At 34.5% G+C, this 22369-nt stretch carries 22 protein-coding genes; 13 read left to right on the top strand and 9 right to left on the bottom strand.

Translation table 11 applies throughout. From position 1 onward, the window contains the following. Window positions 1-62 precede the first annotated feature (62 nt). Both DFQ05_RS00645 and DFQ05_RS00640 read left to right on the top strand, forming a co-directional pair. Window positions 63-797, top strand: a complete 735-nt coding sequence (locus tag DFQ05_RS00645) for a bacteriorhodopsin-like (protein WP_132702533.1) — start codon at window positions 63-65, stop codon at window positions 795-797. Between the two features lie 91 nt (window positions 798-888). Beyond that, window positions 889-1431, top strand: coding sequence for a YfiT family bacillithiol transferase (locus tag DFQ05_RS00640; RefSeq protein WP_132702531.1), 543 nt, complete (start codon window positions 889-891; stop codon window positions 1429-1431). 1 nt (window position 1432) lies between these two features. On the opposite strand, the gene argS is transcribed toward DFQ05_RS00640, so the two are convergent. Next, window positions 1433-3214: an arginine--tRNA ligase gene (gene argS / locus DFQ05_RS00635; RefSeq protein WP_132702529.1), complete on the bottom strand. Its 1782-nt coding sequence runs from the start codon at window positions 3212-3214 to the stop codon at window positions 1433-1435. Window positions 3215-3644: 430 nt separating this feature from the next. Between argS and DFQ05_RS00630 the strand changes: the two genes are divergently transcribed. Both DFQ05_RS00630 and DFQ05_RS00625 read left to right on the top strand, forming a co-directional pair. Next, entirely contained in the window at window positions 3645-5690 is a 2046-nt protein-coding gene (locus DFQ05_RS00630; protein WP_132702527.1) for a tetratricopeptide repeat-containing sensor histidine kinase, read from the top strand. Between the two features lie 39 nt (window positions 5691-5729). Continuing rightward, window positions 5730-6368, top strand: coding sequence for a chromophore lyase CpcT/CpeT (locus DFQ05_RS00625; protein WP_132702525.1), 639 nt, complete (start codon window positions 5730-5732; stop codon window positions 6366-6368). On the opposite strand, the gene ctlX is transcribed toward DFQ05_RS00625, so the two are convergent. Next, complete coding sequence (gene ctlX, locus DFQ05_RS00620) at window positions 6365-7297, bottom strand: citrulline utilization hydrolase CtlX (protein WP_132702523.1); 933 nt, start codon at window positions 7295-7297, stop codon at window positions 6365-6367. The genes DFQ05_RS00625 and ctlX overlap by 4 nt on opposite strands. Window positions 7298-7409: 112 nt before the next feature. Between ctlX and DFQ05_RS00615 the strand changes: the two genes are divergently transcribed. Further along, the gene (locus DFQ05_RS00615) at window positions 7410-9146 is read left to right on the top strand and encodes a M14 family metallopeptidase (protein ID WP_132702521.1); all 1737 of its coding nucleotides are present in this window, start codon (window positions 7410-7412) and stop codon (window positions 9144-9146) included. Here the strand turns inward: DFQ05_RS00615 and DFQ05_RS00610 are convergent. Next, entirely contained in the window at window positions 9143-9535 is a 393-nt protein-coding gene (locus DFQ05_RS00610) for a lipocalin family protein (RefSeq protein WP_132702519.1), read from the bottom strand. The genes DFQ05_RS00615 and DFQ05_RS00610 overlap by 4 nt on opposite strands. A gap of 59 nt (window positions 9536-9594) precedes the next feature. Beyond that, a complete protein-coding gene (locus tag DFQ05_RS00605) occupies window positions 9595-10176 on the bottom strand; it encodes an NUDIX hydrolase (protein ID WP_132702517.1) in 582 nt (193 codons plus the stop codon). 121 nt (window positions 10177-10297) lie between these two features. Here DFQ05_RS00605 and pyrE point away from each other — a divergent pair, with 121 nt between their 5' ends. Next, window positions 10298-10942 (top strand): orotate phosphoribosyltransferase, encoded by a 645-nt coding sequence (pyrE, locus tag DFQ05_RS00600; protein WP_132702515.1) that lies wholly within the window; start codon window positions 10298-10300, stop codon window positions 10940-10942. A gap of 109 nt (window positions 10943-11051) precedes the next feature. After that, window positions 11052-11447 carry an SRPBCC family protein gene (locus tag DFQ05_RS00595; RefSeq protein ID WP_132702513.1) on the top strand — a complete coding sequence of 132 codons (396 nt, stop codon included), beginning with the start codon at window positions 11052-11054 and terminating at the stop codon, window positions 11445-11447. On the opposite strand, the gene DFQ05_RS00590 is transcribed toward DFQ05_RS00595, so the two are convergent. Beyond that, complete coding sequence (locus DFQ05_RS00590; protein ID WP_132702511.1) at window positions 11444-12175, bottom strand: biotin--[acetyl-CoA-carboxylase] ligase; 732 nt, start codon at window positions 12173-12175, stop codon at window positions 11444-11446. The genes DFQ05_RS00595 and DFQ05_RS00590 overlap by 4 nt on opposite strands. A 95-nt stretch (window positions 12176-12270) precedes the next feature. On the opposite strand from DFQ05_RS00590, the gene rsfS reads away from it, so the two are divergent. The 6 genes from rsfS (at window position 12271) to DFQ05_RS00560 (ending at window position 17084) form a co-directional block, all read left to right on the top strand. Continuing rightward, window positions 12271-12642: a ribosome silencing factor gene (rsfS, locus tag DFQ05_RS00585; protein WP_132702509.1), complete on the top strand. Its 372-nt coding sequence runs from the start codon at window positions 12271-12273 to the stop codon at window positions 12640-12642. 34 nt (window positions 12643-12676) lie between these two features. Continuing rightward, entirely contained in the window at window positions 12677-14638 is a 1962-nt protein-coding gene (ftsH, locus tag DFQ05_RS00580) for an ATP-dependent zinc metalloprotease FtsH (protein ID WP_132702507.1), read from the top strand. A 106-nt stretch (window positions 14639-14744) separates the two neighbouring features. Continuing rightward, entirely contained in the window at window positions 14745-15353 is a 609-nt protein-coding gene (locus DFQ05_RS00575) for an LUD domain-containing protein (RefSeq protein WP_132702505.1), read from the top strand. Beyond that, window positions 15354-16178, top strand: coding sequence for a phosphatidate cytidylyltransferase (locus DFQ05_RS00570; protein WP_132702503.1), 825 nt, complete (start codon window positions 15354-15356; stop codon window positions 16176-16178). Beyond that, window positions 16168-16821, top strand: a complete 654-nt coding sequence (locus tag DFQ05_RS00565; RefSeq protein ID WP_132702501.1) for a phosphatidylserine decarboxylase family protein — start codon at window positions 16168-16170, stop codon at window positions 16819-16821. Before DFQ05_RS00570 ends, DFQ05_RS00565 begins: the two co-directional genes overlap by 11 nt. Further along, the gene (locus DFQ05_RS00560) at window positions 16818-17084 is read left to right on the top strand and encodes an acyl-CoA-binding protein (RefSeq protein ID WP_132702499.1); all 267 of its coding nucleotides are present in this window, start codon (window positions 16818-16820) and stop codon (window positions 17082-17084) included. The genes DFQ05_RS00565 and DFQ05_RS00560 overlap by 4 nt, the downstream gene beginning before the upstream one ends. Before the next feature lie 8 nt (window positions 17085-17092). Here DFQ05_RS00560 and DFQ05_RS00555 read toward each other — a convergent pair whose 3' ends face one another. The 4 genes from DFQ05_RS00555 to carA all read right to left on the bottom strand — a co-directional run bounded on the left by DFQ05_RS00555 (window position 17093) and on the right by carA (window position 22171). After that, on the bottom strand, window positions 17093-18004 hold the full coding sequence (locus DFQ05_RS00555; protein WP_132702497.1) for a dimethylarginine dimethylaminohydrolase family protein: 912 nt from the start codon (window positions 18002-18004) through the stop codon (window positions 17093-17095). Window positions 18005-18077: 73 nt separating this feature from the next. Further along, window positions 18078-19364, bottom strand: coding sequence for a citrate synthase (locus DFQ05_RS00550; RefSeq protein ID WP_132702495.1), 1287 nt, complete (start codon window positions 19362-19364; stop codon window positions 18078-18080). Window positions 19365-19540: 176 nt separating this feature from the next. Then, complete coding sequence (eno, locus tag DFQ05_RS00545) at window positions 19541-20833, bottom strand: phosphopyruvate hydratase (RefSeq protein WP_132702493.1); 1293 nt, start codon at window positions 20831-20833, stop codon at window positions 19541-19543. A gap of 237 nt (window positions 20834-21070) precedes the next feature. Then, window positions 21071-22171, bottom strand: coding sequence for a glutamine-hydrolyzing carbamoyl-phosphate synthase small subunit (carA, locus tag DFQ05_RS00540; protein ID WP_132702491.1), 1101 nt, complete (start codon window positions 22169-22171; stop codon window positions 21071-21073). Window positions 22172-22369: the final 198 nt, after the last annotated feature.

Below are 22369 nucleotides of genomic sequence, written 5' to 3'. Positions count from 1 at the left end.
AAACATTTTGTGTTCAATCTTTCGTAAATTTACTTAAACAAAATAACTAATTACAAAATATTATGAACAATTTATTACTTGCAATCGCAGATGTTAGCAAAATTGCTACTGACGATTACGTAGGCTTCACATTCTTTGTAGGATGTATGGCTATGATGGCTGCTTCGGCATTTTTCTTTTTATCAATGAATAGCTTTGATAGAAAGTGGAGGACTTCGATTTTAGTTTCGGGGTTAATTACTTTTATTGCTGCGGTACATTACTGGTACATGCGTGATTATTGGGCTGCACATGCCGAGTCCCCTACATTTTTTAGATATGTAGATTGGGTATTAACAGTACCACTTATGTGTGTTGAGTTCTACTTAATACTTAAAGTTGCAGGAGCTAAAAAGTCTTTAATGTGGCGTCTTATCTTCTTATCCGTAGTAATGCTTGTTACTGGATATTTAGGAGAAGCTGTTTACAGAGACCAAGCCCAAATATGGGGATTAATATCTGGTATTGCATATTTCGTCATTGTTTATGATATATGGTTAGGTCAGGCAAAGAAATTAGCAATTCAAGCTGGTGGTTCAATTTTAAAAGCACACAAGACATTATGTTGGTTTGTCTTAGTAGGCTGGGCAATTTACCCAATTGGCTATATGGCTGGAACACCAGGTTGGTATGATGGTATTTTTGGTGGTTTAGCTATGGATGTAATCTATAACATTGGTGATGCCGTTAACAAAATAGGTTTTGGTTTAGTAGTTTATGCTGCAGCAGTTGCTTCAACTTCCCCCGCTGAAGCATAATAAATTTTATTAGTTAGTAAACCATAAAGAGGCTGTCCAATGGACGGCCTCTTATTTTTTTTGGTGGTATATTAGACAAAACTTCTTTTACATGAATGGCATACAAATTGAACAACTAAAATACCCTATTGGAATCTTTTCCAAACCAGAAGTTATTACTAAACAACATATTAAAGGTTGGATAGCTGATATCGAAAATTTTCCCAACGCTCTAGAAGCTATTATTAAAAACTTAACTGAAGAAGAATTTAATTACACCTATCGTCCCAATGGTTGGTCAATAAAACAAGTCGTACATCACTGCGCGGACAGCCACATTAATAGTATTATCCGTTTTAAACTTGCTTTGACCGAAGACAGTCCTACCATTAAGCCTTATTTTGAGGATAAATGGGCAAAACTTATTGATTATTCCGAACCTGTTGATTCTTCCATCCAAATCCTTAAAGGTGTTCATCATAAACTTGGAGTTCTTCTTAAAAGTTTAAATGAGAATGATTTGAAAAAAGAATTTATTCATCCAGAACACGGAAAACAATTTTCTATACAAGAAACCATTGGCACTTACGCATGGCATAGCAACCATCATCTAGCTCATATAAAACAAGCATTAAAACACAAAGGTATCTTCTAATTTACATACGCTCAGGAACCTCAATTCCTAAAAGACCAAATGCATTCTTTATAGTATCTCCAACTTTTTTAGAGAGTAATACTCTAAATAGTTTCTCTTCCTCCAAATCAGCACCAAGTATAGATACATTTTGGTAAAATGAATTAAAATCCTTGACCAAGTCGTACGTATAATTTGCAATTAAAGCCGGACTATGTTGTTCTGCCGCATTTTGGATTACTGAAGGAAATTGCTCCAACTGTTTTAGAAGCTGTTTTTCCTTTTCGTGCAAAGACAGGTTTATATCATTTAAATTAATAGTTGCTTCAAAACTAAACTTTCTTAAAATAGATTGAATTCTTGCGTAGGTATACTGTATAAAAGGCCCTGTGTTTCCTTGAAAATCTATAGACTCTTTTGGGTCGAATAAAATTCGTTTTTTAGGATCTACCTTAAGAATGTAATACTTTAATGCTCCCAAGCCGATGATTTTGTATAAGGCTTTTTTATCCTCTTCGGAGTAATCGTCTAGTTTACCTAGTTCCTTAGAAATTTCCTCAGCCGTAGTTGCCATTTCCTCAATTAAATCGTCGGCATCGACAACAGTTCCTTCTCTACTCTTCATCTTGCCGCTAGGCAGGTCTACCATACCATAACTTAAATGAAATAGATGTTTTGCCCATTCGAATCCTAATTTCTTAAGAATTAAAAACAACACCTTAAAATGATAATCTTGCTCATTACCCACAGTGTAGACCATTCCGCCGACATCTGGGTAATCTTTTATTCGCTGTATGGCTGTGCCAATATCTTGTGTCATGTAAACAGCCGTCCCATCACTTCGCAAAACAATTTTTTCATCAAGACCTTCGTCCGTTAAATCGCACCAAACCGAACCATCTTCTTTCTTGAAAAACACGCCCGACTTTAAACCTTCTGCGACAAATTCTTTTCCTAATAAGTAGGTGTCACTTTCGTAATAATATTTATCAAAATCAACACCAATATTTTTGTAAGTAACTTCAAAACCGTCATATACCCAACTATTCATTTTTTCCCAAAGGGCTACAACCTCTTTATCTCCAGCCTCCCATTTTCTGAGCATTTCTTGAGCTTCTAATAATATTGGCGCATTCTTTTTTGCTTCGTCTTCAGACTTACCCTGAGCTATTAATTTGCTTATTTCACTCTTGTAAGCTTTATCAAACTCAACATAATAATTACCAACAAGCTTATCGCCTTTTAATCCAGTAGATTCAGGCGTTTCACCATTACCAAAACGTTGCCAAGCCAACATACTTTTACAAATGTGTATGCCTCTATCGTTGATAATTTGGGTTTTATAAACCTTTTTACCCGCAGCCTTTAAAATTTCTGAAACACTATAACCTAACAGTACATTTCTTACATGGCCTAGATGCAATGGTTTATTCGTATTTGGCGAAGAATACTCCACCATGATAGCCTTGTTATCTTTTTTGCTTACAAAACCAAAATCCATATCGTTTTGTATCTCCTTTAAAAAATCTAGGTAGTAAGAGTCATTGATTTCTATATTAAGGAAGCCTTTTACAACATTAAAATCTTTAACCAAAGCCACATTATCAACCAAATACTGCCCAATTTTTTCGCCGATAAGTACGGGATTTCCCTTTATTACACGAAGCATTGGAAAAACAACAACAGTTGTATCTCCTGCAAACTCTTTACGTGTTGCTTGAAACTCGACAGACTCTAAATCTGCACCGAAAATAGACTTTGCAGCAGCTTTTACATTTTTCTCTAAAGTGAATTGAAGACTCATAAAAAAACTTATTATTCCTTTTTTAATGCCTGCAAAGATAGACCTTTTATTATTTTGAAATCAGTTTGTCGATAAGTTAATATTATGCAAAGTAAAGCGCATCTAACGCCCCATGTTTCTTAGCACCAAAGCCACATATAAGTCTTAAAATCAAGCACTTAAAATAAGTGTGCATTTCGTCGATAAAAGTGTAGTTCTACGGAAATTTTTGTCTTTAGTCGAATGGTCTATTTTTTTTTAATTTTCAACTATCATTTCGTCTGATTTTTTGGTTATAAGTCTTATAAATTAGTAAATTAAAATGCATTTAGTGATTTTTGAACAGCTATTAATTAAAGTCTAAAGGATATTATCCTAGGACGCCTTTCCTATCCCTCTCAGAAAGTTGGCCAAAACAGAATATAAAACTGTGCCTTATAGACACTGCTTTATGAAGCAACTTATACTTTATGCCATCTGCCTGTCTGCTGCGATAAGCTTTGCACAAAATGCAAAGATAGATAGCCTTACTGTGCGTTTGGCCTATCAGAACCAAGACTCGACGAAAGTAGAGACATCTCTGTTGCTTATAAACGAACTTTACAAAATAGAGGATTATAATAAAGTCTTATTATTTATTGCCCAGACCTCAGAATTATCAAAATCTTTAAATTATAACAGAGGACTTGCCGAAACCACATTTATTAAAGCTTTAATTAATAACAAGCAAGAAAACGAAGTTGAAGCCGTATCTAATTTTGAAACTGCCAGAACATACTACACCTCTGTTAGCGACACGCTAGGTATTGCAAAAGTGAATAACAATCTTGGTGTAATAGAAATACAAAGAGGTAACTACAAAAAAGGGTTACAAAATTCGCTTTCTGCTATTTCAATTTTTGAAGAAAAAGGATTAAAATCCGAACTAAGTAAGGCTTATAACAATTTAGCGGACGCTTATTACAATACGGGCTTTGTAGATAAAGCACTTCAGTACAATAAAAAGGCCTTAAGCGTAAGGGAAGAACTTGATGACCTAGAAGGCATGATGTACTCACTAAAAAACTTGGGTAAGCTGTACGCAAAAAAAGATGATTATAGACGGTCAATCGATAGTTACGAACGTATGCTAATGCTTTTAGATAAAGAAGATGACAAAAGTATACGAGGCGAAATTTTGCCAAGTTTAGGAAAATCTTATTTGGCCATTGAAGATTTGGACAAGGCTGCAGACTATTTAAGAGAAGGTCTTAAATATAGTAGAAATCAGAAAGATGAGCTTGGCGTTCTAAAATCTCTTAATGCAATTGGTGAGCTGAGCATAAAAAACAAAAGATTGAAACTCGCAGAAGGTCAACTTCTTGAGGCTTTGAAACTAGCCCGAAAACTAGATAATGAGGAAGAATTACTTTACAATTTAAAACTGAATAGAGATTTAGATTCTACTCGTGGTTTTTACGAAGACGCTTTTAATTGGCAAAATCAATATTACAGTTTAAAAGAAAAATTAGACAAAGAAAAAGAAGCCTCTGCGAAAATCCCAGAAAGCACTATTGAAGAAATTTCTGAGACACCTACAGAAATTATAATTCCTCAAAAACTAGAAAAAGTAGAAGATACTTTAACGGCTTCGCCAGAAAAGAGTAAACAAGATTTGCTTTTAATGTATGGACTTATTGCTGCTTTAGTTTTTGTAACCGCTCTACTCATATTCAGTTATTTAAAAAGTTCTAAGGAGGCAAAAAGCAATAAAGCGTTTGCCAAAGAGAATAAAAAACTTGCTCTAAAAAATGCGCAATTAGAAGAGGTAAACCAAGTTAAAGACAAACTATTTTCTATTGTATCGCATGATTTAAAAGATTCTATTTCGTCAATAAAAGCCTTTTTGGATTTACTGAAAGATGGCGGAATTAGTAAAGAAGAGTTTAATGAGCTAATTCCTGAACTTAGTGAAAATGCTAACAACGCTTCGTCTTTGCTATTTAATTTATTGAATTGGTCAAAGTCGCAAATGCAAAACCTTCAGCCTAAGCCAGAGTTATTTAATATTCAAGAAATCTTTCAAATTAAAATCTCTTTAATAGAGAAAAAGGTAAACGATAAGGGCATTATTCTTATTGACGAATCCAGAAGAGAGTTTGTTTATGCAGACCGAAGTATGCTAGAAATTGTCATCCAGAATTTAATTACAAATGCTGTAAAATTTACCGGAAAGGGTGATGTTATAACTGTTTCTAACCAAGATTACAACGGAAAAGTATTAATCTGCGTTGAAGATACTGGTATTGGTATTTCTGAAGAAAACCAGAAAAAACTCTTTAATGCAAAAAAGAACTTTACTACAATCGGTACAGAAAACGAAAAAGGTACCGGACTTGGATTAACGATTTGTAAAGACTTAGTAGAACTTAATAATGGCCGTATTTGGGTGGAGAGTACACCAAACATTGGTAGTAAGTTCTTTATAGAATTACCTAAAGCACCGCTTTCGGAATAAATTTTTTTATTTTCCCCACGTAATTAATATCCACAACACATGCAAAATAAAATTATGCAGTTGCTAACAGTGTTTATCATTTTTAGCGCATGTAAAAATGAGGAATCTAAGAGCACCCTTAAAACGGATAAGCAAGAAAATATTGAGGAATTATTTGCTTTAATGCAAGGGTCTTTCAATTCAGAAATCCAATCGAAAGTAGATTCTTCGTATTATAACATTTCGCTACACATGTACCCGATTTGGGAAAAGCAAGGGTATTATTTGTATGTAGAACAAGCGCTTAATAGTATGCAAGACAAGCCATACAGACAACGTATCTACAAATTAAATAAGATAAACGACAGTGTATTTTCTTCAGAAGTATATGAAATGAAAAATGACTCGTTATGGATTGGTAAATGGAAAAATCCTAAAGCTTTTGATAGCCTGACTCTCGAAGAAATATCGTTAAAATCTGGGTGCGAAGTTATTTTAAAACGTATTTCCGAGAAGTATTATCGTGGAAAAACAGGAGATACAACTTGTAGAAGTAGCTTGCGTGGTGCAGCTTTTGCAAGGAGTGAAGTCGAAATTCTAGAAGATAAGATTATTTCATGGGACCGAGGTTTTGACAGCATCGGAAACTACGTTTGGGGTGCTGAAAAGGGCGGTTATATATTTAACAAACTAGATTAGGTTTTTGGTAGAAACACCTCAGCCATCATGCAACGTGCACTACCGCCACCACAAGTTTCTATGGTTTCTAGAGAACTTGACAAGATTGGACAGTGTTTTTCTATAGCATTTACTTGCTGAGCTGTTAAACTCTTATGAGCAGCTTCACTCATCACTAAATAGCGCTGATTATTTTCGCCTCTTAGTTGTAACATATTCCCTGCAAATTGATGCATTTGTACTTCGGTAATCGATATGATTTCTTTTCCATCTTGCTTAAGATGCTTCACTACATTTTTACGTTCTTTTTTATCATCTATGGTGTCCAAACAAATAACTGCAAAAGTCTCGGCCAAACACATCATAACGTTTGTATGATAAATTGGTAATCGTTTACCTTCCACAGTTTGGTTAGCGGTAAAAACGACTGGAGTATATTCAAAATCTTCGCAGAACTCAATAAACAAATCTTCGTCTGCTCGTGGCGATAAAGCACAATAGGCCTTACTATTTACACGGTCTAAAAGTAAACTTCCCGTACCTTCTAGAAATATACCTTCGTTTTCTGCGGAGGTATAATCTACAATATTTTCAATCTTAAAACCTTCTTGCTCTAATCTTATAAACACTTCGTCTCGGCGCTCTTTTCTTCTATTTTCTGCAAACATAGGATATAAAGCCACATCACCATTACTATGAAAACTCACCCAGTTATTAGGAAAAATCGAGTCTGGCGTATCCATAAGCTCATCATCATGCTCTACAATTACATTAATACCAACAGATCTAAGCTTATATACAAAGGCATCAAACTCTTCCTGAGCTTTTTTATTAATTTCTGCATTTTTTAAATTTAAATCTTCCTGAAAGTAATTATTTACTGCAGTTTCTTCATTCATCCTAAAATTTACTGGACGAATCATTAATATAGTATCTGTGGTTTGTTGCATCAGTATATTTATAAAGTGATGCAAAATTAGTCATTTTTATAATCTGAAATTTGGACTACAGAAAGTTTTTCTGCTTCAAAATGCCTAAGTTTGAAAAACAAGAATGTACATCATGAAAAAACTCTTAATTCTCTTTATAATCATCGTTTCTTGTTCTCAAGAATCAAAAAAAACAGATTTTGATTTTACCACAACTTTCGAAAAAAGTAACGGACTAGAAACAGCCACTTACGAAGAAACCATAGCATACTATACTGCTCTAGCTGATAACTATAATACTATTAATATTGAAGCTATTGGCGAAACCGATTCTGGAAAACCACTTCATATCGTTACACTGAGTCCTCGAGACAATGTCTTTGATTTTGAATCGCTACGAAAGGAGAATCGTATTATGCTTATTAATAATGGCATCCATCCTGGAGAGTCAGACGGTATTGATGCAACAATGCTACTTTTTAGAGATATTGCCAACGGAACAATTGAAGCACCAAAACACACAGTTTTGGTCACCATTCCTATTTATAATGTAGGAGGAAGTCTTAATAGAAATTCTGGTACACGTACGAATCAAAATGGTCCAAAAGAATACGGTTTTAGGGGTAACGCGCGTAATTATGATCTTAATCGAGATTTTATAAAAACAGACACAAAAAATGCCAAAACATTTTCTAAAATTTACCACTTGGTACAACCCGATGTTTTTATAGATAATCATGTAAGCAATGGAGCAGATTATCAGTATACTTTAACACATTTGTTTACACAACATAATAAGCTTGGAGGCGTTTTAGGCAATTATTTGCATACCGAAATGATGCCTCAACTCGAAGAAAAACTTGAAGCTAAACAGTGGGACATAACACCTTACGTTAATGTATTTAATCGCACACCAGAAAGTGGCTTTTCTCAGTTTAAAGATTCGCCGAGATATTCTACAGGTTACACAACGCTGTTTAACACCTTAGGCATGATGGTAGAAACACACATGCTAAAACCTTACAAGCAACGTGTAGAAGGTACCTATGAGCTTATGAAAAGTATGATTGAGATTACAGAGACCGATAGTGATAAAATCTCAGAGTTACGCGCTAAACATGAAAAAATTTGGTCAGCTGGGGACACTTATCCTTTAGAGTGGCAGATTGATACATCAAAATATTCAACTTTAAATTTTAAAGGCTTTGAGGGCAATAGAGTGGATAGTGAACTAACTGGTGCTAAACGTTTAAAATACGACCGCTCTCAACCGTTTGAAAAAGACGTAAAATATCAAAACTTTTTCAAGCCAACAAAAGAGGTGACAATTCCAAAAGCATATGTTATTCCTCAAGGTATGCATCACGTTATTGAGCGCTTAAAGTTGAACAACATTGAAATGACTCCACTTGAAAAAGACAGTTTACTAAAAGTTCAATCTTATAGGATTTCCGATTACAAAACACGCCAATCTCCATACGAGGGCCACTATTTGCATTATAATACAACAGTAGAAACTTTAGAAATAGAATTAAAATTTATGGCTGGTGATTATTTGGTAAAAACTAACCAAAAAGGAATTCGATATCTTCTTGAAACTCTTGAACCAGAAGCTCCAGACTCATTTTTTAACTGGAATTTCTTTGACACTATTTTACAACAAAAAGAAGGATTTTCACCATACGTTTGGGAAGATAAAGCACAATTATTATTAAGGCAAAATCCAAGGTTACAGATACAATTCAATCTTAAGAAAAGCTTAGAACCAGATTTTGCAAATAATTGGTATGCGCAATTAGATTGGCTACACAAACAATCTGAACATTACGAAAAGGCGCATATGCAATATCCTATTTATAGAATAAACTAAAGTTTTTGATATTTTACACCACATGCTTCGATACATACAACGAAAAAGGTTAATGTATCTCCATTAATTTCAAAAGTATAATCGAAATCCGCTAAGCTACAAGCACTTGTAGTAATAGACATATCCTCTTCGGAAAAAGTTCCTGAGCTAGGTGTATCTGTATCGGTAGAAATGCTACAAATTATACCATTAGACGTTACGGTTCCATCTGAATTGAAGCTTAGTATTTTGTTACTAGTCACTGGCATAAAAACACCACTGCCATCACCAGGGTCGGCCAATACTTCGATGAGTTGCCAATCTCCTATAAGTTCAGCATTATTGGCGTCGTCGTTGTCGCAGGACAAAAAAAGAATACAAAAAATTAGAATTAGGCCAACGTTTTTCATAATCATTGTTTCTATATAGATGCAAAAAACTCAAAAACGTTGCGTGAAAAATCGAAAAATTAAACAAGGAGCTTAATGTTCGCATAACTGTTCTCCATGGCTTTTTTAATTTTCTTTTCGCTAAGCCATTTCACTTTTGTTATACCTTCATTTTTTTGTGGCTCTAATTTACCGTCGTAATCGGTTTTCATTTCAAACCAGTAGGTAATCTTGATCTTATAGCGTCCATTACGCTTAAAGATGTGATACGTTGTAGGTAATGGCTTTGTAATTTTTAAATTACTAACCTTTGTCTCTTCTTCTACTTCGCGCAGTGCAGTTTCCTCTATAGATTCTTTTTTCTCGGTTTTGCCTTTTGGTAAATCCCATTTATCATTCCTGTAAATAAACAATACTTTTCCTTCATTATTATAGACCTTTCCGCCACCAGCGATAACATTTGGGAGTTTTTTTAAAAACTTTTTTAATAATTTTTCTTCAGACTTCCCTACTAGATAAACCGCTTTGATATCTGTTTTATTTAGTAATCTAATAACCTTACCCAAGTCCACAGACTTTAGCAAAAAAACCTTTGCGTCATCTTCTTTATCAACTTTGGTTGTTAAGTAAATAGGCTTATCACCAACAAAAATTGTATGCATTAGTCTTTTGGACTTTTAGTTTTGTATTGTAAAAGTATTCTTTTTTAGATTATACCTTTTTGAATTAAAAAATATTTTAATTTAAAATTTAACTGACTTCAAATTTCATTAATTTTACGCTATGATTTTTAATAAAGATATTGCTAAGAAAACCGCTGAATTATTACTTCAGATTAATGCTATAAAGTTGCAACCAAATAACCCATTTACTTGGGCTTCTGGATGGAAGTCTCCTATTTATTGCGACAACCGTATCGTATTGTCTTATCCACAGATTCGAAATTACGTAAGAGAGACTATAGCAAAGCAAATTGAAGAAAAATACGGTAAACCAGATGTTATAGCTGGTGTTGCTACTGGAGCCATTGGTATCGGTGCTTTGGTTGCAGAGTACTTAAATCTACCTTTTGTTTATGTACGTCCCGAGGCCAAGAAACATGGTCGACAAAATCAAGTAGAAGGTTATGCCGAAAAAGGACAAACAGTAGTCGTTGTCGAAGACTTAATAAGTACCGGAAAAAGTAGTCTTAACGCTGTTGATGCTTTGAGAGCTGCCGAACTAAACATTAAAGGTATGGTCGCTATTTTCTCTTATGGCTTTGATGTTGCTAAGGAAAATTTTGAAAAGGCCAATGTCGAACTTCACACCCTAGGAAACTACGAAAATCTCCTTGAACAAGCTTTAGACACGAAATATATCACTAAAAAAGAACAAGACATTTTAGCACTATGGAATGCAAATCCCAGTGATTGGAACGCTAATTGATATAAAAATGTTAATTCGTTTTGTAGTGGATTTGTTTATTTGATTTTATCAGGAAAACTTCACTTAAAGACTAAACGACTTAACGAATAAACAATTAAACAAAAAACAAATGAACTTAGAATCACCCAAAGTAACTATAGACAAATCCGCAGAAGATACTTTTAATTTTTTATCTGATGTAAAAAACTTCGAAAAGTTAATGCCAGAAAACATTAGCAAATTTGAAGTTTTAGATACAGATAAATTTTTATTTGCATTAAAGGGTATGCCAGAAATCGTATTAAAAAAGAAAGAAGCTATACCAAATAGTAAGATTGTTCTAGGAGCTGCTGGCGGAAAATTAGACTTTTCTTTAATTGCTAATATTACAGAAATTGAGTCCGCCAAAAGCGAGGTAAGACTCAACTTTTCTGGAGAATTTAATGCCATGATGGCTATGATGATTAAAGGCCCAATAAATAAATTTTTAGAAACCTTAGCTACAAATATGCCTACTGCAGTTTAATAGAGCAGTTGTACTTCTTTAAGGTCATATTCTTTCCGAATATCATCCTCTAGCAGTAGTTTTAGTTTACCATCATCATTAATACCTTCAATAAAACCTGAGAATGTTTCACCATTAAAGGATTTAAACGTTGAGGGTTTTTTTATACGAAATAGCATGGCTTCGTATTCAGATTTTAAGTCTTTAAAATTACTGGATGTCAATGTGTTTAAATAGTCTTGAATATGCTTTAGCAGAACATGCAAAACTTCATCTTTACTATAAACAATACCAGTAAGCAGATGAAGTGATGATGCATTAGGCAGATTGTCAAAAAATTTCTGGTTTACATTGAGTCCTACACCAATTACAGAACCTTCTAACCGATTATTTTTTATCACATTTTCAATAAGAATACCAACAATTTTCTTATTCTCTGACAAAATGTCGTTAGGCCATTTAATTTTTATTTTAGGGATTTGAAGCTCTCGCAAAGCTTTAACGATACCCAATGCCACCGCAATACTGATAAAAAATTGCTCGTTTACATTTAAACATCTTACTTCTTTAAAGACGCTAAACGTAAGGTTTTTAGAGGTTTCCGATTGCCATTTTGTTCCTAATTGACCGCGACCATTGGTCTGCTCTTCTGCAACAACAACGGTATAATCCTTAGGCATCTTTTTTACACTCAGTGCTTTTAGATAAGTATTTGTAGAGTCAATGGCATTAAGTTTGATTATGTACATAGATATTAGGGCAATTTTTTTATAGTTTTCTTATGACAATTTGATTAAGCGAGAACTAAAAAAGTAATAACTTTGCATAAATTTAAAACATTTTAATGACGGAAAGAAATAGCAATGCCGACGAGCTTATTACAACGATAATTAGCGGAATCGAAGACGTTAAAGGAAAAGAAATTACACTTTTAGATTTAAGAGAAATAGAAAATACAGTTTGCGATTACTTTATTATTTGCGAGGGAACTTCTAATACCCAAGTTAACGCAATAGTAAATTCCATACAAAAACAAGTAAGTAAAACAACCAAAGATAAACCTTGGCATGTCGAAGGTACAGATAATGCAGAATGGGTTTTAATGGATTATGTAAATGTTGTGGTACATGTTTTCCAAAAGCATATCAGAGAGTATTATGATATAGAGAGCTTATGGGGTGACGCAAAAACCACACAAATCGAAACAAGTTTTTAAATAGACAAAATATAACCGCATTTGCGGCAGCGATATGGCAAAAGACAATAAAAATTTAAACAAGAAACCTAAAGTAAGCCCGTACTGGATTTACGGAATTATTATAGCCGTATTTATAGGTTTACAATTATTTGGTGGCAGTGCTTTCCAAAGCGCAAGAGAGATAAAAACATCCGAGTTTATTGATTATTTAAAGCAAGGTGATGTCAAAGAAGTTGTAATAATTAGTAATACTAAAACAGCTCGTGTTTACCTAACAGAAGAAGCACTTAAAAAGGATGTTCATAAACCAGCCCGTTCTAAAGGTTTTTTACCATCGGGAAATATACCTAACTACACTTTAAAATTTGGTGATTTAGGTAATTTTGAAGACCGAATAGACGAAATTATTGCAGAAAATAACTTAGATACCTCCAGAAATGCAGACATAGAGAATAATGCTTTTGGAGATTTTCTTATTTCGCTTCTGCCTTTCATTTTAATTATAGGTGTTTGGATTTTCATCATGCGCAGAATGTCTGCCGGTGGCGGTGGTGGCGCTGGCGGTCAAATATTTAATATCGGAAAATCTAAGGCAAAATTATTTGACGAGAAAACAGATACTAAAACGTCTTTTAAAGATGTTGCTGGCTTAGAAGGAGCAAAAGAAGAAGTACAAGAAATCGTAGATTTCTTGAAGTATCCAGAAAAATATACGTCTCTTGGTGGTAAAATTCCTAAAGGTGCGTTATTAGTAGGACCTCCAGGAACTGGTAAAACCTTATTAGCCAAAGCCGTTGCTGGTGAAGCAAAAGTTCCATTTTTCTCGCTTTCAGGTTCTGATTTTGTCGAAATGTTTGTCGGTGTTGGTGCCTCTAGAGTTAGAGATTTATTTAAACAAGCCAAAGAAAAATCGCCTTCAATTATTTTCATCGACGAGATTGATGCTATTGGACGAGCAAGAGGAAAGAATAATTTCTCTGGCTCTAACGACGAGCGCGAAAATACACTTAACCAACTTTTAACAGAAATGGATGGTTTTGGCACAAACACAAATGTAATTGTCTTAGCGGCTACAAACCGTGCCGATGTATTAGATAGTGCCTTAATGAGAGCTGGACGTTTTGATAGACAAATTTATGTAGACCTTCCTGATGTACGTGAGCGTAAAGAAATTTTTGAGGTACATCTACGTCCGCTTAAAAAAGAAGAAACCTTAGATGTAGATTTCTTAGCAAAACAAACACCTGGATTCTCTGGTGCAGATATCGCAAACGTTTGTAACGAAGCTGCTTTAATTGCTGCAAGGAAAGGCAAAAAAGCCGTTAATAAACAAGATTTCCTAGATGCCGTTGATCGTATTGTTGGTGGTTTAGAAAAGAAAAATAAAATTATTACGCCAGACGAAAAGAAAGCTATAGCCTACCACGAAGCAGGTCATGCCACAGTAAGCTGGATGTTAGAACATGCTGCGCCATTGGTTAAAGTAACTATTGTTCCTCGTGGACAATCGCTTGGTGCGGCTTGGTATTTACCAGAAGAGCGCCTTATTGTAAGACCTGAACAAATGCTTGACGAGATGTGTGCAACGATGGGTGGTCGCGCAGCCGAGAAAGTAATTTTTAATAAAATATCAACAGGTGCATTAAGCGATTTAGAAAAAGTAACAAAACAGGCTAGAGCTATGGTTACGGTTTATGGACTTAGCGATAAAGTAGGAAACGTTACTTATTACGATTCTTCTGGACAGCAAACTGGGTTTACAAAACCATATAGCGAAGAAACTGCGGAACTTATTGATAGAGAAATTTCCGAAATTATAGAAAAGCAGTATCAACGCGCTATTAAAATCCTTGAAGAAAATAAAGATAAGCTAACAGAGCTTGCCGAAGTTCTTCTGGAAAAAGAAGTTATTTTTAAAGATAATCTTGAAAAGATTTTTGGAAAACGTCCTTTCGAAAAAGAGACCGTTCCTTTAATTGAAAAAACACCAACCTCTACAGAAGAGGAAGAATAGATTAAATTTCCATTTCAACGAAAAAACTTAAATTAACCAATAGTTAGTTTAAGTTTTTTTATATTTGATACAATTGGTGAAAGACGCGTATTAACTGTATTTGTAAATGAGTTTATTTAGAAAAATCTTTGGAGGAAAAACTGAGAGTCCCGAAGAAAAAGTTCCGAATGAAGAACGAAGCAAATACATGCCAGACATTAAACTTCCTGTAGATGAGCGTTTTACCATTAACTTTAAAGCAAACGGCGGTAAATTCTTATACTGCGAAAATATTGAGGAAGTTTACGATAGTTTAGAAAACATAATTGCTGAAAATGCATGGGAAGACAAAAATGTTTTTTTGTTGGATGACAGGTTAAAAGATTTGTTTAAAGGCTTTGACCTAAAGTCGACTAAAAACACTTCGGAAAGCAGTTATTTTTTAACCACTTGCGAACACCTAATTTCCGATGACGGCTCACTTCTAATTTCATCAAATCAAATCGCAGAAAAAAAATTAAAGGAATTACCGACCAACTTCGTCGTTTATGCAACAACAAGCCAGTTAGTTGAGAATATCGGTGAAGGTCTTAAAGGCATAAAAAACAAAAACAAATCTAAAATTCCGACAAACATTACAACCATAAAGCATTTTAAAACGACTGAAGATAAAGACTTTTTAACCTACGGAAGTAGTGCTAAGAATTTATATTTATTGCTTTTAGAAGATTTATAAATGAAGGAACTTTTAACGCGTGCCATATCTGGCCTTCTGTACGTCACTCTTCTTATCGTTTCCATGTATTGGGAAAATGCTCTAGTTATTGTGCTTTTTATCTTTGGCTTAGTCTCTTTAGCGGAATTTAATAGGCTTATTAAACTAAATTCTTTTGTCGTTCCTGCAATTATCTTTTCGGTCTTATACTTTGGATTTTGGTACTGGAGTATGATTCATACATCTAACACAGGCACAAATGAAGCGATACAGATTTTATTGGTAATTACCATTTTTGTCAATCTTTTTTTAATCAAAGATCTTTTTACTTTTAGTAACATACCGTTGTTTGAGTCTAAACGTTACATTGCCACAACATTTTATTTGTCTAGTGGTTTTGTTTTTATGTTACTAATAGCCAATTACCTTAATATATTTACACCTCTTTTATTATTAGGAAGCTTTATTTTAGTTTGGATAAACGATAGTTTTGCCTACATCACGGGGAAAAATTTTGGAAGACAGAAATTATTTCCTAGTGTATCCCCTAAAAAAACAGTAGAAGGTTTTTTGGGCGGTTTATTTTTTGCATGTATCTCTAGTTATTTTATAGCTACCTATACAGAAACGTTAGGCTTTACAAGTTGGCTAATATTAGCTATTATTGTTAGCGTTTTTGGTACACTTGGTGATTTAATAGAATCTAAATTTAAACGTCAGGCTGAGGTTAAAGATAGCGGTGTAATTATGCCTGGTCATGGTGGACTTCTAGACCGATTAGATAGTATTATCTTTGCAGCACCATTTATATATTTATTCCTAAGAATTTTAAGTTATGTTTCATAAAGAAGGTCATAAAATTATACTAATTACACTAGTTTTAGTTGTTGCAACCATTTTTGCTATCGATTACTTTGTATCTACCGAGTGGCTTAGAAAAACGCTTATGCTACTTGTATTAGTGTTTTTTGTGCTTATTCTACAATTCTTTAGAAATCCTAAACGCTTTACAAACCCTGACGATAAACAAGCGATATCACCAGTAGATGGCAAAGTTGTAGTGATTGAAGAAGTTTTTGAAAAAGAAGTTTTTAATGATAAGCGCATCCAAGTCTCGGTATTTATGTCTCCCATTAATGTACATGTAACAAGGCATCCTATTTCTGGTAAAGTAACTTATAGCAAATACCATCCAGGCAAATATTTAGTAGCTTGGCATCCAAAAGCTAGCGAAGAAAATGAGCGTACGACAGTCGTTGTAGAAAATGAAGGGTTTGGTAAAGTCCTTTATCGTCAGATAGCTGGAGCGCTTGCAAAACGTATTGTTAATTATGCGGTAGTTGACCAAAATGTAAAACAAGGAGCAGACTCTGGTTTTATAAAATTTGGGTCGAGAGTTGATTTATTTTTACCTTTAGATGCAGAAATTAAAGTTTCGCTAAATCAAAAAGTTAAAGGTGGTGAATCTGTGATTGCCGAAATGACATGAGCAAAAATGAGTTGGACATAGAATTTGAAAACGCTGTAAAGCGTGTAAACGACTATACTGACCCATTCCCAGCAGATTTTTTATTACGCCTATACGCCTACTACAAAAAGGCTACTAATGACTACGGCAGACCAAGCAGCCGTAAGCAAATTATTAATGCGTTTAAAACTAATGCTCTTTTTCAAGTAAAAGATATCTCTGAAGAGGAAGCAAAGCGCGAGTACATTAAACTGGTAAAGCAGTATTTTTTGTATAGAAAATAATAATATAGTTACTCTCTAATTAAAGGCATTGTACTGCATCTTAATAAGCCTTCTTGTTTGGCAATTTCGGCATAAGGCACTTCTTCAACTGTAAAGCCTTGTTCGCGCAACCACGTATTTAAACGCGTAAAGTTTTTCTCTGAGATAATAACATCCTCAGAAATGGAAAAGATATTACTATTCATATCATACATTTCATCTTTGGTAATTTCAAAAACATTGTCTTTACCAAAAAAATCAACAAGCCATTGATATTCCTCTTCATTCAAAAAACCGTTTTTATGTATAATAGCCTTGTCTTTACCAATAGGTTGAAAACAGCAATCTAGATGTAATGCATTTTCTTTTGGGTCTGTGTTAGATTTACGTAACTCAAAAGACTTTACTTTTTTGTGAGGAAACAGCGCTTGTATGGCATTGACTGCATGTATATTGGTACGTGCAGTGATGTAGTCTGCGTAATCTTTTCCTGTATAAGTGCCAATAAAAATATAGTCGTTCCAGGGCATAACATCTCCACCTTCGACATGACATTCGTCTGGTAAAATTATTCTATTTTTTTTAGCCACGGTACTCCAAACGTATTCGGTAGCTTCAACCTCAAACTTACGATCTGGTAAAATATTAGCAATAATTATTTTGTCTTCAATAACAAAAGAAATGTCCCGCGCAAAAATTTGATTGTAATTCTCTATAACTTCTGGACGATAAACAGTAACTCCGTATTTTTTTAAAACAGCAGCAACAGCTTCCATTTCGGAAATCATATCTTCTTCCTTTGGGTACGTGCCTGCTAATACATGTTGTCTACTTTTAGGATCATAGCAGTCTTCTAGCTTTGGCGTTGGACCATTACTTTCTGCCGTTCCGAGAATAACCGCTTTTAGCCTTGAAGTTTCGTTTTGAATATTAAGTTTCATTGTAATAAAAATAATCACGTAAAGACACAAAAAAGCTTCATAATTTCTTATGAAGCCCTTTTTTTTTCTTGTTTTATCTTTTTTCTATCGGCGTAAACGACCTTAAAGTTTCTCCTGTGTATAATTGTCGAGGACGGCCAATCGGTTCTTTACGTAAACGCATTTCACGCCATTGGGCAATCCAACCTGGCAAACGCCCTAAGGCAAACATTACTGTAAACATTTCTACAGGAATACCCATAGCTCGATAAATAATACCAGAATAGAAATCAACATTTGGATATAGTTTACGGTCTACAAAATATTGGTCTTCTAAAGCCTCTTTCTCTAGACCTTTTGCAATGTCTAAAATTGGGTCTTCTACACCTAAGTCGCTAAGCACTTCGTCAGCTGCAACTTTAATAATTTTTGCTCTTGGGTCAAAGTTCTTGTAAACTCGGTGACCAAAGCCCATTAAACGGAACGGGTCGTTCTTATCCTTAGCTTTAGCCATATATTTCTTTGTATCGCCACCGTCTTCTTTAATAGCTTCAAGCATCTCTAAAACAGCTTGATTAGCACCGCCGTGGAGTGGTCCCCAAAGTGCAGAAATACCAGCGGAAAGTGATACAAATAACCCTGCGTGAGAAGAACCAGTAATTCTTACCGTAGATGTAGAACAATTCTGCTCATGATCTGCATGTAGGATAAGTAATTTATCTAGGGCGTTAACCAAAACTTCATTCTGTACATAATCATGATTTGGACTTTTAAACATCATTTTTAAGACATTCTCTACATACCCCAAATTATCATCGCCATACTCTAAAGGTAAACCACGCTTTTTACGCATTGTCCATGCGACTAATACTGGGAATTTACCTAAAATACGAACAATAGCATTGTACATCTCTTCTTCAGAATCCACGTTAACCGAAGAAGGATTAAATGCTGTTAAGGCACTTGTTAATGATGATAAAACTCCCATTGGATGTGCCGACTTAGGAAAAGCGTCTATAATTTTCTTAACATCGTCATCTACAACTGAATGGGATTTTATATCTGCATGGAACTTCTCTAATTGTTCTTTATTTGGTAGTTCTCCAAAAATCAATAAATATGCTACTTCTAAAAAGTCTGCTTTTTCAGCGAGTTCTTCTATAGCGTAACCACGATATCTCAGAATACCTTTTTCACCATCAAGAAATGTAATTGCACTTTGGCAACTGCCGGTATTTTTATAACCTGGATCTAACGTTATAACACCATTTGTAGCGCCTCTAAGAGCTTTTACATCTATAGCTACTTCATTTTCTGTTCCTCTTACTAAAGGAAATTCGTATTTCTCTCCATCAATTTCTAAAATCGCTTTGTCTGACATATATCGTGTGGTTTTACTAGAACTTTTAAGGATTACAAAATTACAAAATCTACATCGATTTCGGAACTGTATTTACAATCGTTTTAACATTTGTAAACATCTGGTATTATAACAAAAATAAAAGCGACTACCTTAATTGGGTAATCGCTTTATTTGTCTTTATAAGAAGTAGAAACTTACTTTACTTTAAACGCGTTTGTTTGAGGGAAATAAGCTACTTCATCTAGTTCTTCTTCGATACGCAATAACTGATTGTATTTTGCCATGCGATCACTACGTGATGCAGAACCTGTTTTTATCTGTCCGGTGTTTAGAGCTACTGCCAAATCGGCTATTGTATTATCTTCTGTCTCTCCTGAACGATGAGACATTACAGATGTATAACCTGCGTTGTGAGCCATATTAACAGCAGCAATTGTTTCTGTGAGTGTCCCAATTTGGTTTACCTTTATTAAAATTGAGTTTGCAATACCTTCAGAGATACCGCGACTTAGACGTTCTACATTAGTTACAAACAAATCATCACCAACCAATTGCACTTTATCACCAATTTTTTCAGTCAAATATTTCCAACCTTCCCAATCGTTCTCATCCATACCATCTTCAATAGAGATGATTGGATATTTTGCAGCTAATTCTGCCAAATAATCAGCTTGTTCTTGACTTGTTCTTACTTTACCTGATTCGCCCTCAAAAATAGTATAATCGTATTTTCCATCTTTATAAAATTCTGCTGAGGCACAATCTAAAGCTATCATAACATCATCACCTAAATTATATCCGGCATTTGCAACAGCTTTAGCTATGGTTTCTAATGCGTCTTCTGTACCACCTTCTAAATTCGGAGCAAAACCACCTTCGTCACCAACAGCTGTACTTAAGTTACGACCGTGTAATACTTTTTTAAGGTTATGGAAAATTTCGGTTCCCATCTGCATTGCATGTGTGAAGTTTTTTGCCTTTACTGGCATAATCATAAACTCTTGAAACGCAATTGGCGCATCACTGTGAGAACCGCCATTGATGATATTCATCATAGGCACTGGCAATGTATTAGCCGAAACTCCGCCAACGTATCTATATAATGGCATTCCTAACTCGTTAGCAGCTGCTTTTGCCGTTGCTAATGACACACCTAGAATGGCATTAGCGCCTAATTTTGATTTGTTTGGTGTACCATCTAAATCAATCATCAATTTATCGATAAGATTTTGCTCGAAAACAGAAACCCCTAATAGCTCCTGAGCAATTACAGAATTAACATTCTCCACTGCCTTTAAAACACCCTTGCCCATATAACTATCACCTCCATCTCTAAGCTCTACAGCCTCGTGCTCACCAGTTGAAGCTCCAGAAGGAACAGCTGCTCTTCCCATAATGCCGTTTTCTGTTAGTACGTCAACTTCTACTGTTGGGTTACCTCTAGAATCTAATATTTGTCTTGCGTGAATGTTAATTATAATACTCATTACGATTTTCTTTTTATGATTATAAATAATGTATTGATTGAGATACTGACACATCGACTTCGCTCAGTAACCAAAGCTCTACGAACGAAGTTAAACATGATAAACTCATTTGTAAATTTACGAAAAAAGTAGGCTATTTTTCTGACAAACGTAAGTATTACGATTAATATTTACGAAAATGTTTTCGCAACTAAAAAATGGCAACAGAATATCGATTTTGTTGCCATTTTTTTAGGTTTATTTTTTTAATCGCTCTATAAATTCGTCGAACAAATAGGTGGAATCATTTGGTCCCGGACTTGCTTCTGGATGGTATTGGACTGAGAACACATTTCTATCTTTCATTCTAATTCCTGCAACTGTATTATCATTAAGATGTACATGCGTTATTTCTATATCTGGATGTGCTTCTGTTTCTTCTCTATTAATTGCAAACCCATGATTCTGAGATGTAATTTCACCTTTACCGGTTAATAAGTTTTTAACTGGGTGATTGATGCCTCTATGCCCATTGTGCATTTTATAAGTAGAAATGCCGTTAGCTAAGGCAATAACTTGATGCCCTAAGCAAATTCCAAATAATGGCTTATTCTTAGCAATTATTTGTTTTGCTACTTCCTGCGCTTCGACTAATGGTTCTGGATCGCCAGGACCATTAGACAAAAAGTAGCCATCTGGATTAAAAGCTTCTAAATCTTCGAACTTAGCATTATAAGGGAATACTTTTATGTAAGCGTCGCGCTGTGCTAAATTTCTAAGAATATTTTTCTTTATACCTATATCTAAAGCAGAAATCCTGTAGGTTGCATTTTCGTTGCCATAAAAATAGGGTTCTTTAGTAGATACTTTTGATGCTAATTCTAGCCCATTCATGCTTGGCTGTTCAGCCAATTGCTTTTTTAGGCTTTCAATGTTATCCACATCTGTAGTGATAACGGCATTCATAGCACCATTATCGCGTATATAGCTTACGAGTGCCCTTGTATCTACGTCAGATATAGCTAATGTATCATTCATCTCGAAAAATTCTTCTAAAGATCTATCAGCACCAGGTCTAGAATATTCAAAGCTAAAATTTTTACATATTAATCCAGCTATTTTTACAGAATCTGATTCTACTTCGGAATCTTTTGTCCCATAATTACCAATATGTGCATTGGTTGTTACCATTAGCTGCCCAAAGTAAGATGGATCAGTAAAAATCTCTTGGTAACCAGTTGTACCAGTATTAAAACACACTTCTCCAAAGGCAGTGCCTTCTTTTCCTATGGATTTACCATAAAAGATTGTACCGTCTGCAAGAAGGATTAATGCTTTTTGTCTTTGTTTATATTTCATTTATTGTGCTGTGTTAGTTTCTCTTTAGATAACTTTAGTTTTACACCTCGGCAAACTCAGTGCATTGCAAAATTCCAAAAAAAAAGGATAAACTGAAACAGTTTATCCTTTATAGTTATCAATGCTTATTAACACTCGATAATCGAGGTTTGTAAAATGAAGAAAGCCGTTTAGATAAAATATCAATATTGAATTTTA

The sequence above is a fragment of the Winogradskyella wandonensis genome (genome assembly GCF_004346845.1).
Classification (GTDB): Bacteria; Bacteroidota; Bacteroidia; order Flavobacteriales; family Flavobacteriaceae; genus Winogradskyella; species Winogradskyella wandonensis.
Note: the sequence above shows the minus strand (reverse complement) of the source record. Positions and strands in the feature narration are given on the sequence as shown.

Bases quoted from the DNA above. Each gene is read 5' to 3' on its own strand.
- DFQ05_RS00645 (WP_132702533.1), top strand. From the start codon at position 63: ATGAACAATTTATTACTTGCAATCGCAGATGTTAGCAAAATTGCTACT.
- DFQ05_RS00640 (WP_132702531.1), top strand. From the start codon at position 889: ATGAATGGCATACAAATTGAACAACTAAAATACCCTATTGGAATCTTT.
- argS (WP_132702529.1), bottom strand. From the start codon at position 3,214: ATGAGTCTTCAATTCACTTTAGAGAAAAATGTAAAAGCTGCTGCAAAG.
- DFQ05_RS00630 (WP_132702527.1), top strand. From the start codon at position 3,645: ATGAAGCAACTTATACTTTATGCCATCTGCCTGTCTGCTGCGATAAGC.
- DFQ05_RS00625 (WP_132702525.1), top strand. From the start codon at position 5,730: ATGCAAAATAAAATTATGCAGTTGCTAACAGTGTTTATCATTTTTAGC.
- ctlX (WP_132702523.1), bottom strand. From the start codon at position 7,297: ATGCAACAAACCACAGATACTATATTAATGATTCGTCCAGTAAATTTT.
- DFQ05_RS00615 (WP_132702521.1), top strand. From the start codon at position 7,410: ATGAAAAAACTCTTAATTCTCTTTATAATCATCGTTTCTTGTTCTCAA.
- DFQ05_RS00610 (WP_132702519.1), bottom strand. From the start codon at position 9,535: ATGAAAAACGTTGGCCTAATTCTAATTTTTTGTATTCTTTTTTTGTCC.
- DFQ05_RS00605 (WP_132702517.1), bottom strand. From the start codon at position 10,176: ATGCATACAATTTTTGTTGGTGATAAGCCTATTTACTTAACAACCAAA.
- pyrE (WP_132702515.1), top strand. From the start codon at position 10,298: ATGATTTTTAATAAAGATATTGCTAAGAAAACCGCTGAATTATTACTT.
- DFQ05_RS00595 (WP_132702513.1), top strand. From the start codon at position 11,052: ATGAACTTAGAATCACCCAAAGTAACTATAGACAAATCCGCAGAAGAT.
- DFQ05_RS00590 (WP_132702511.1), bottom strand. From the start codon at position 12,175: ATGTACATAATCAAACTTAATGCCATTGACTCTACAAATACTTATCTA.
- rsfS (WP_132702509.1), top strand. From the start codon at position 12,271: ATGACGGAAAGAAATAGCAATGCCGACGAGCTTATTACAACGATAATT.
- ftsH (WP_132702507.1), top strand. From the start codon at position 12,677: ATGGCAAAAGACAATAAAAATTTAAACAAGAAACCTAAAGTAAGCCCG.
- DFQ05_RS00575 (WP_132702505.1), top strand. From the start codon at position 14,745: ATGAGTTTATTTAGAAAAATCTTTGGAGGAAAAACTGAGAGTCCCGAA.
- DFQ05_RS00570 (WP_132702503.1), top strand. From the start codon at position 15,354: ATGAAGGAACTTTTAACGCGTGCCATATCTGGCCTTCTGTACGTCACT.
- DFQ05_RS00565 (WP_132702501.1), top strand. From the start codon at position 16,168: ATGTTTCATAAAGAAGGTCATAAAATTATACTAATTACACTAGTTTTA.
- DFQ05_RS00560 (WP_132702499.1), top strand. From the start codon at position 16,818: ATGAGCAAAAATGAGTTGGACATAGAATTTGAAAACGCTGTAAAGCGT.
- DFQ05_RS00555 (WP_132702497.1), bottom strand. From the start codon at position 18,004: ATGAAACTTAATATTCAAAACGAAACTTCAAGGCTAAAAGCGGTTATT.
- DFQ05_RS00550 (WP_132702495.1), bottom strand. From the start codon at position 19,364: ATGTCAGACAAAGCGATTTTAGAAATTGATGGAGAGAAATACGAATTT.
- eno (WP_132702493.1), bottom strand. From the start codon at position 20,833: ATGAGTATTATAATTAACATTCACGCAAGACAAATATTAGATTCTAGA.
- carA (WP_132702491.1), bottom strand. From the start codon at position 22,171: ATGAAATATAAACAAAGACAAAAAGCATTAATCCTTCTTGCAGACGGT.